Annotated in this window: 1 protein-coding gene; it reads right to left on the reverse strand. The window is 69.8% G+C overall.

Annotation, left to right across the window (positions count from 1 at the left end; genetic code table 11):
• A partial coding sequence (locus AB4118_RS34085) for a cadherin-like domain-containing protein (RefSeq protein ID WP_441493909.1) occupies positions 1–635 on the reverse strand: 635 nt, incomplete at both ends.

Genomic DNA, 635 nt, shown 5'->3' on the forward strand with positions numbered 1-635 from the left:
TCGCGCCATAGATGATGTCGTCGCCATCCTCGCCGAAGAGCTTGTCGTCGCCGTCGCCGCCATAGATCGTGTCGTTGCCCTCGCCGCCATAGACGATGTCGTTGCCGCGGCCGGCATAGATCAGGTCATGGCCGGTGCCGCCGCGGATGAAGTCGTTGCCGGCGCCGCCATGCAGGATGTCGGAGCCGCCGCGGCCGTCGATCACGTCGTTGCCGTCGCGGCCGTCGATCAGGTCGGCGCATTCGGTCCCGGTCAGGCTGTCATCGCCGGCCGTGCCGTTGATCTCGATGAACTCGACGACCCTGAAGAGCGCGGTCTGGGCGACCGCGACGGTCTCGTCGCTGACCTCGTAGCTCAGCGTCACCGGGCCAAAATAGCCGGGCGCCGGGGTGAACTCCCAGCCGCCCTCGACCGCGGTCAGCGTGCCGCTGGAGRYGGTGAGATTGCGGATCGACAGCGCATCGCCATCGGGGTCGCGCGCTCCCGCAAGCAGGCCGATCGCRGTGATCAGCAACGTCTCGCAGCGCCCGATGCTGCGCAGGCTGACCACACCGGCAAGCAGCGGGGCGCGGTTGCTGCGCGGGCTCCCGGGGCCACCCGGACCGCCGGGATTCTCGCCACCGGGTCCGCCAGGG

The organism is Allobosea sp. 2RAB26, from assembly GCF_052115465.1.
GTDB lineage: Bacteria > Pseudomonadota > Alphaproteobacteria > Rhizobiales > Beijerinckiaceae > Allobosea.